We start from the raw sequence: 8,272 nt of genomic DNA on the forward strand, positions 1-8,272 counted from the left end.
GGCGTGCTGGAGTACCTGGGCCGGGTGGACTTCCAGGTGAAGGTGCGAGGCTTCCGCATCGAGCTGGGCGAAGTGGAGTCCGCGCTGCGCCAGCAAGAGGCAGTGAAGGAAGCCGTGGTGGTGGCGAAGGGGGAGGGCGCGGAGAAGCGCCTCGTGGCGTACGTGGCGCCGAAGGCCGGCGCGACACTGGAAGCGGAGACGCTGAAGACAAGCCTGCGCCAGCGGCTGCCGGAGTACATGGTGCCCGGAGCGGTGGTGGTGCTGGAGGCGCTGCCGCTCAACTCCAACGGCAAGGTGGACCGCAAGGCCCTGCCAGAGCCGGAGGCACCGACGGCGCGGAACACCTACGAAGCGCCGCGTACGGAGGCGGAAGCAAGGCTCGCGGCCATCTGGGCGGAGGTGCTGCGGGTGCCGCGGGTGGGCGTGAAGGACGACTTCTTCGCGCTGGGCGGCCACTCCCTGCTGGCCACGCAGGTGGTGTCGCGGGTCCGCGCGGAGATGGGCGCGGAGCTGCCGCTGCGCGCGTTGTTCGAATCGCGCACGGTGGAGTCACTCGCCCGTCAGTTGGAGAAGGCCGCGTTCTCGAACAAGACGGCGATGGCGCGCAAGCTGGGCGACGCCGCCCGGCCGCTGTCGTTCGCGCAGCAGCGGTTGTGGTTCATCGATCAGTTGGAGCCGGGCACCGCCCTCTACAACGTCCCCGTGGCGTTGCGGCTGGAAGGTGACCTGGACGTGGGCATCCTGGAACGTGCCCTCCGTGAGGTCATGCGCCGCCACGAGGCCCTGCGCACGACGTTCGCGGTGCAGGACGACCACCCCATCCAGGTCATCCATTCGGACATGGCACTGCATCTGGAGCGGGCGGTGGTGCCCGCGGAGGATGCACGGCAGCGGATCGAGCAGGAGATGTTGAAGCCGTTCGACCTGTCGCGCGGCCCGCTGATCCGGGCGCTCCTGTTGAAGCTGGGGGACTCGGAGCACGCGCTGGTCGTCACGATGCATCACATCGTGTCGGACGGCTGGTCGTTGGGCGTGCTGATCCGCGAGGTGGGCGTGCTGTACACGGCCTACTCCTCGGGGAAGCCGTCGCCCCTGCCCGAGCTGCCCGTGCAGTACGGAGACTTCGCGGCCTGGCAGCGCGACTGGCTGCGGGATGAGCCGCTGCGGCGCGAAGTGGACTACTGGAAGCAGTCGTTGATGGGTGCGCCGCCGGTGCTGGAGCTGCCGACGGACCGCCCGCGCCCGGCGGTGCGCACGAACGCCGGAACGACGATGGGCTTCACGCTGCCGCTGGAGCTGTCACAGCGGTTGGGCGCGCTGGCCCGGGCTGAAGGGGCATCGCTGTTCATGGTGCTGCTGACCGGGTGGCAGGTGTTGTTGTCGCGCTACTCGGGGCAGGACGACATCAGCGTGGGTTCACCCATCGCGGGCCGGACGCGCGCGGAGGTGGAAGGGCTCATCGGCTTCTTCGTCAACACGCTGGTGCTGCGCGCCAAGGTGGACGGGGAATCATCCTTCCGTGAACTGCTGAAGCAGGTCCGTGGCACGGTGCTGGAGTCCTACGAGCACCAGAGCGTGCCCTTCGAGAAGCTGGTGGAGGCGCTGCATCCGGAGCGCAGCCTGAGCCACACGCCGCTGTTCCAGACGCTGATGGCGCTCCAGAACGTGCCCGTCGAGGAGTCCAGGCTCCCCGGTCTGGTCCTCAAGCCGGTGACCTTCGAGGGCCGCACGTCGAAGTTCGACCTGAGCCTCTTCTTCACGGAGTCACCAGAGGGGCTGCTCGGGGCAGTGGAGTACAGCACCGATCTGTTCGACGAGGCGACGGTGCGCCGGATGGTGGAGCACTTGCGCATGCTGCTGGAAGGCATGGTGGCGAAGCCGGAAGCAGCGGTGGGCCGGCTGCCCATGCTGACGGAGGCGGAGCGCCAGCAGGTGCTGGTGACGTGGAACCAGCAGCAGGCGGAGTACGCGCGAGACGCGACGATTCCCCAGTTCTTCGAGACGCAGGCGAAGCGCACGCCGAATGCCGTCGCGGTGGTGAGCGGCAAGCAGCGGCTGACGTACCGGGAAGTGGAGGCCAAGGCGAACCAACTGGCGCACCGGCTGCGCAAGCTGGGAGTGGGCCCGGAGTCGCGAGTGGGCCTGTGCGTGGAGCGCACGGCGGACGTCGTGGTGGGAACGCTGGGCATTCTGAAGGCGGGCGGCGCCTACGTGCCGTTGGATCCGAGCTACCCGAAGGAGCGCCTGGGTTGGCTGCTGGAGGACGCGCAGGGCCCAGCATTGGTGGCGCACTCGCACCTGCTGGAATCGCTGCCCACCTTCAGCGCGCAGGCCGTGTGCCTGGACACGGACGCGACGTTGGCGACGGAGCCGACAGAGGCACCGGAGTCCGAGCTGCGCCCGGAGAACGTGGCGTACCTCATCTACACGTCAGGAAGCACAGGCCGTCCGAAGGGAGTGGCGGTGACGCACCGGAACGCGGTGGCGTTCCTGGCATGGGCAACGGAGACGTTCACGGAGGAGGAGACGAAGGCGGTGCTCGCGGCGACGAGCCTGAACTTCGACCTCTCCGTCTTCGAACTCTTCGCGCCGCTGGTGCGAGGCGGCAGCGTCGTGGTGGTGCGCAACGCCCTGCATCTGGTGGAGGAGAAGCCGGACGCGGATGTGACGCTCATCAACACGGTGCCGTCGGCGATGGTGCAACTGGTGCGGCTGAACGCGGTGCCGCCGTCGGTGCAAGTCATCAACCTCGCGGGTGAAGCGCTGCCAGAGACGCTGGCGAAGGCCGTCTACGGCATCCCCACCGTGCGCAAGCTCTACAACCTGTACGGCCCGTCGGAAGACACGACGTACTCGACGTGGTCGCTGGTGGGACGCGCAGAGGTGCCGAACATCGGCCGGCCACTCACCAACACGCGGGCGTACGTGCTGGACAAGTACCTCCAGCCCGTACCGGTGGGCGTGGCAGGAGAGCTGTTCCTGGCGGGAGAAGGACAGGCACGCGGCTACCTGCTGAGGCCCGAGCTGACGGCGGAGAAGTTCCTGCCGGAAGTCCACGGCCCGGAAGGCAGCCGCATGTACCGCACGGGAGACCGGGTGCGGTACCGGACGGACGGCGTGCTGGAGTACCTGGGCCGGGTGGACTTCCAGGTGAAGGTGCGAGGCTTCCGCATCGAGCTGGGCGAAGTGGAGTCCGCGCTGCGCCAGCAAGAGGCAGTGAAGGAAGCCGTGGTGGTGGCGAAGGGGGAGGGCGCGGAGAAGCGCCTCGTGGCGTACGTGGCGCCGAAGGCCGGCGCGACACTGGAAGCGGAGACGCTGAAGACAAGCCTGCGCCAGCGGCTGCCGGAGTACATGGTGCCCGGAGCGGTGGTGGTGCTGGAGGCGCTGCCGCTCAACTCCAACGGCAAGGTGGACCGCAAGGCCCTGCCGGAGCCGGAGGCACCGGCCTCTACCCATACCTACGAGGCCCCGCGCACGGAGGCGGAAGCAAGGCTCGCGGCCATCTGGGTGGAGGTGCTGCGAGTGCCGCGGGTGGGCGTGAAGGACAACTTCTTCGCGCTGGGCGGCCACTCGCTGCTGGTCACGCAGGTGGTGTCGCGGATCCGCACGGAGATCGGCGTGGAGCTGCCGCTGCGTGCGCTGTTCGAGACACCCACGCTCGAGGCCCTGGCCCAACGGATGGGGACGGCGAGCCGCCCCCTGAGCTCGCTGCCCGGCAACGCGCTCATCGGCACGGCGCCGCCGCTGTCGTTCGCGCAGCAGCGCCTGTGGTTCATCGATCAACTGGAGCCGGGCACGGCGCTCTACAACGTGCCCGTGGCGGTGCGGCTGGTGGGCTCGCTGGATGTCGCGGCCCTGGAGCGGGCCCTGAACGAGGTCGTGCGCCGGCATGACTCCCTGCGGACCACCTTCGAGGAGCGAGGGGGGCAGGCCATCCAGGTCATCCGTCCCACCCTGTCGCTGGAGCTGGCCCGGGAGGACCTGCGGTCCGTCGACGAAGTCCGCCGCGAGGCGGAGGCCCACCGGATGGTGGAGCAGGAGATGCTCCGTCCCTTCGACCTGGTCCATGGGCCGTTGATCCGCACCCGGCTGTTCACGCTCGGGGAGCGCGAGCACGTCCTCGTGGTGACGATGCACCACATCGTGTCGGACGGCTGGTCGTTGGGCGTGTTGATCCGCGAGGTGGGCGCGCTCTACGAGGCCTTCGCCTCCGGGCAGCCGTCCCCTCTGCCGGAGCTGCCCGTGCAGTACGCGCGCTACGCGTCCTGGCAACGCGGCCGGCTCCAGGGGGAGGTCCTGGCTCGGCAGGTGGACTATTGGAAGCGGAAGCTCGCCGGCGCGCCGCCGGTGCTGGAGCTGCCCACGGACCGCCCGCGTCCGCCCGAGCGGGGGATCGCGGGCGCGAAGTTCTCCTTCACCCTTTCCCGGTCGCTGACGGGGGAGCTCAAGGCCCTGGCCCAGCGGGAGGGGGCCTCGCTGTACATGGTGCTGCTGGCCGGGTGGCAGGTGCTGATGGCGCGCTACAGCGGCCAGCAGGACATCAGCGTGGGCTCACCCATCGCGGGCCGCATGCGCGCGGAGCTGGAGGGGCTCATCGGCTTCTTCGTCAACACGCTCGTGCTGCGCGCGAACGTGGACGGCGCCCTGTCCTTCCGGCGGCTGCTCTCCCAGGTGCGCGAAACGGTGCTGGATGCGTACGAGCACCAGGAGGTCCCGTTCGAGAAGCTGGTGGAGGTCCTCCAGCCCGAGCGCAACCGCAGCCACACGCCGCTCTTCCAGACGATGCTCGCGCTCCAGAACATGCCGCTGGGCGAGCTGCGTCTGCCGGACCTGGTGCTCCAGCCGGTGAACGTGGAGAGCCCCATCGCGCAGTTTGACCTGAGCGTGTCGTTCATGGAGCTGCCTCAGGGCTTCTCCGGCACGATGGAGTACAGCACGGAGCTGTTCGACGCGGGCACCATCCAGCGGATGGCCTCGCACCTGCTCACGCTGCTCGAAGGCGCGGTCGCGAGCCCGGACACACGCGTGTCCCGACTCCCCCTGCTGACCGGCGCCGAGCGCCGCGAAATGCTGGTCGAGTGGAACGCCACGCGGGCGCCGTTCCCCGAGGCCTGCCTGCATTCACTCTTCGAGGCACAGGTGCGCCGCGCTCCGGACGCGGTGGCCGCCGTCTTCGAGGGGACGCAATTGACGTACGCGCGGTTGGACGCGCGCGCCAATCAGCTCGCCCATGCCCTGCGCCGTCGGGGCGTGGGCCCGGAGGTCCGCGTCGCGCTCAGCGTTGAACGCTCCCTCGACGTCGTCGTCGGGTTGCTTGGCATCCTGAAGGCCGGTGGTGCCTGGGTGCCCGTGGATCCGCTCCTGCCCCGTGAGCGCCTGGCCTTCATGCTGGAGGACAGCGTGGCCCAGGTGCTTGTCACCCAGCAGCCGCTGGTGGACCGCTTCCCTGAAGCGCTGCATGCCCGCGCGCTCTGCCTGGATGCGGAGCGCGAGTCGCTGGCCCAGGAGCCGACGGACGCGCCCGTGACAGGCGTGACGCCCGCGAACATGGCGTACCTGCTCTACACCTCGGGCAGCACGGGGACGCCCAAGGGCACGGCGGTGGAGCACCGCGGCGTGGCCAACCTGGTCACCCACGAAGCGGTGGCGTACGGCATCGGCCCCGGCAGCCGCGTGTTGCAGTTCGCCAGCCTCAGCTTCGACCTCTCCGTGGAGGAGATCTTCACCACGCTCTGCAACGGCGCCACGCTGGTGCTAGCGCCGCTGGAGAAGCTGATGCCGGGCGCGCCCCTGCCCGTGCTGCTGCGTGAGCAGGAGTTGAGTGTCGTCAGCCTCACCCCCGCTGCGCTGGCGGTCACGTCCCCCGAGTCCCTGCCCGAGGTGCGCACCGTCATCTCCGGCGGTGATGCCCTGCCTGAGGACGTCGTCGCGCGTTGGGCTCCGGGGCGGCGCCTGCTCAACACCTACGGCCCGACGGAAGCCACGGTCGTCGCCACGCTGGGCGAGGTGGTGGCGGATGGGACCGTGCCGTCCATCGGCAAGCCGCTGGCGAACGTGCGCGTCTACGTGCTGGACCCGCAAGGGCAGCCGGTGCCCGTGGGCGTGCGGGGTGAGCTGCACATCGGCGGCGTGGGCGTGGCGCGCGGATACGCGGGACGGCCGGGCCTCACCGCCGAGCGCTTCGTGCCGGACGCCTTCTCCGGTGAGGAGGGCGCCCGTCTCTACCGTACGGGCGACGTCGTGCGCTGGCGTGCGGACGGCCGGTTGGACTTCGTCGGCCGCCTGGACTCCCAGGTGAAGGTGCGCGGCTTCCGCATCGAACTGGGCGAGGTCGAGGCCGCGCTCACCCGGCAACCCGGCGTGAGCGAGGCCGTGGTCCTGGTGTGGGGCGACGGCGCCGACAGGCGGCTCGTGGGGTACGTCGTGGCGAAGGAAGGCCACTCGCTGGACGTGGACACGCTGCGAGCGGGCCTGCGCCAGGGCATCCCCGAGTACATGGTTCCCTCGGCGCTGAGGGTGCTGGACGCCCTGCCGCTCAACGCGAACGGCAAAGTGGACCGCAAGGCGCTGCCGGAGCCGGAGGCGGCGCGCGAGGGCGACGCCTTCGTGGCTCCGCGCACCGTGACGGAGGCGAAGCTCGCGTCCGTCTGGGCGGAGGTGCTGCGCCTGGAGCGCGTGGGCGTGAAGGACAACTTCTTCGCGCTGGGTGGCCACTCGTTGCTCGCGACGCAGGTGGTGTCGCGCATCCGCACGTCGCTGGGCGTGGAGATGCCGCTGCGCCTGCTGTTCGAAGCGCCCACGGTGGAGGCGCTGGCGCAGCGGATCGAGCAACTGGGGCGCTCCGGCGTGCCCACGTTGAGCGCTGGGATGCGTCCGGCGTCGCTGCCGCTGTCTTTCGCGCAGCAGCGGTTGTGGTTCATCGACCAGTTGGAGCCGGGCAGCTCGCTCTACAACGTGCCCACCGTGGTGCGGCTGGAGGGCGACCTGGACGCCGCGGCGCTGGAGCAGTCACTGCGGGAGGTCGTGCAACGGCACGAAGCCCTGCGCACGACGTTCGAGGAGGAGGCGGGCCAGCCCGTCCAGCGCATCCACGCGTCCGTGGACGTGCCGTTGAACGTCCTGGACCTGAGGGACTCCGGGCCCGAGCGGGAGGACGTGGCCCGTCAGCGGGTGATGGAGGAGATGGCGAAGCCCTTCGACCTGATGCGGGGACCGCTCCTGCGGGCGCTGCTGGTGCGCCTGGATGCGCGCGACCACCTGCTCGTGGTCACGATGCACCACGCCGTGTCGGACGGCTGGTCCGTGGGCGTCCTGCTCCGCGAACTGGGGACGCTGTACACCGCGCGGGCGACGGGCCACGCGTTGACGCTGCCGCCGCTGCCCGTGCAGTACGCGGACTACGCGGCCTGGCAGCGCGACTGGCTGCGGGATGAGACGCTGCGGCGGGAAGTGGACTACTGGAAGCAGTCGTTGATGGGTGCGCCGCCGGTGCTGGAGCTGCCGACGGATCGCCCGCGTCCGGCGGTGCGCACGAACGCCGGAACGACGATGGGCTTCACGCTGCCGCTGGAGCTGTCACAGCGGTTGGGCGCGCTGGCCCGGGCTGAAGGGGCATCGCTGTTCATGGTGCTGCTGACCGGGTGGCAGGTGTTGTTGTCGCGCTACTCGGGGCAGGACGACATCAGCGTGGGTTCACCCATCGCGGGCCGGACGCGCGCGGAGGTGGAAGGGCTCATCGGCTTCTTCGTCAACACGCTGGTCCTGCGCACCCAGGTGGATGGAGACCAGTCCTTCCGCGCGCTGCTCGCGAGGGTGCGGGAGCGGGTGCTGGGCGCGTACGAGCACCAGGACGTGCCCTTCGAGAAGCTGGTGGAGGCGCTGCATCCGGAGCGCAGCCTGAGTCACACTCCGCTGTTCCAGACGTTGATGGCGCTCCAGAACGTGCCCATCGAGGAGACCCATCTCCCCAGCCTGGTGCTCAAGCCCATGAGCCTCGAGGGCCGCACGTCGAAGTTCGACCTGAGCCTCTTCTTCGTGGAGACGCCGCAGGGGCTGAGCGGAGGCGTGGAGTACAGCACCGACCTGTTCGAAGCATCGACGGTGCGCCGGATGATGGAGCACCTGCGTGTGCTGTTGGAAGGCGTGGTGGCGAAGCCGGAGACGGCAGTGGGCCGGTTGCCCATGCTGACGGAGACGGAGCGCCAGCAGGTGCTGGTGACGTGGAACCAGCAGCAGGCGGAGTACGACCGGGACGCGACGATTCCGCGCCTCT

General features: G+C 69.8%; 1 protein-coding gene. It reads left to right on the plus strand.

Annotation, left to right across the window (positions count from 1 at the left end):
• On the plus strand, positions 1–8,272 hold an 8,272-nt coding region (locus tag K8556_RS38455; RefSeq protein WP_223745118.1), incomplete at both ends, for an amino acid adenylation domain-containing protein.

The sequence above is a fragment of the Corallococcus sp. AS-1-12 genome (assembly GCF_020036995.1).
GTDB lineage: Bacteria > Myxococcota > Myxococcia > Myxococcales > Myxococcaceae > Corallococcus.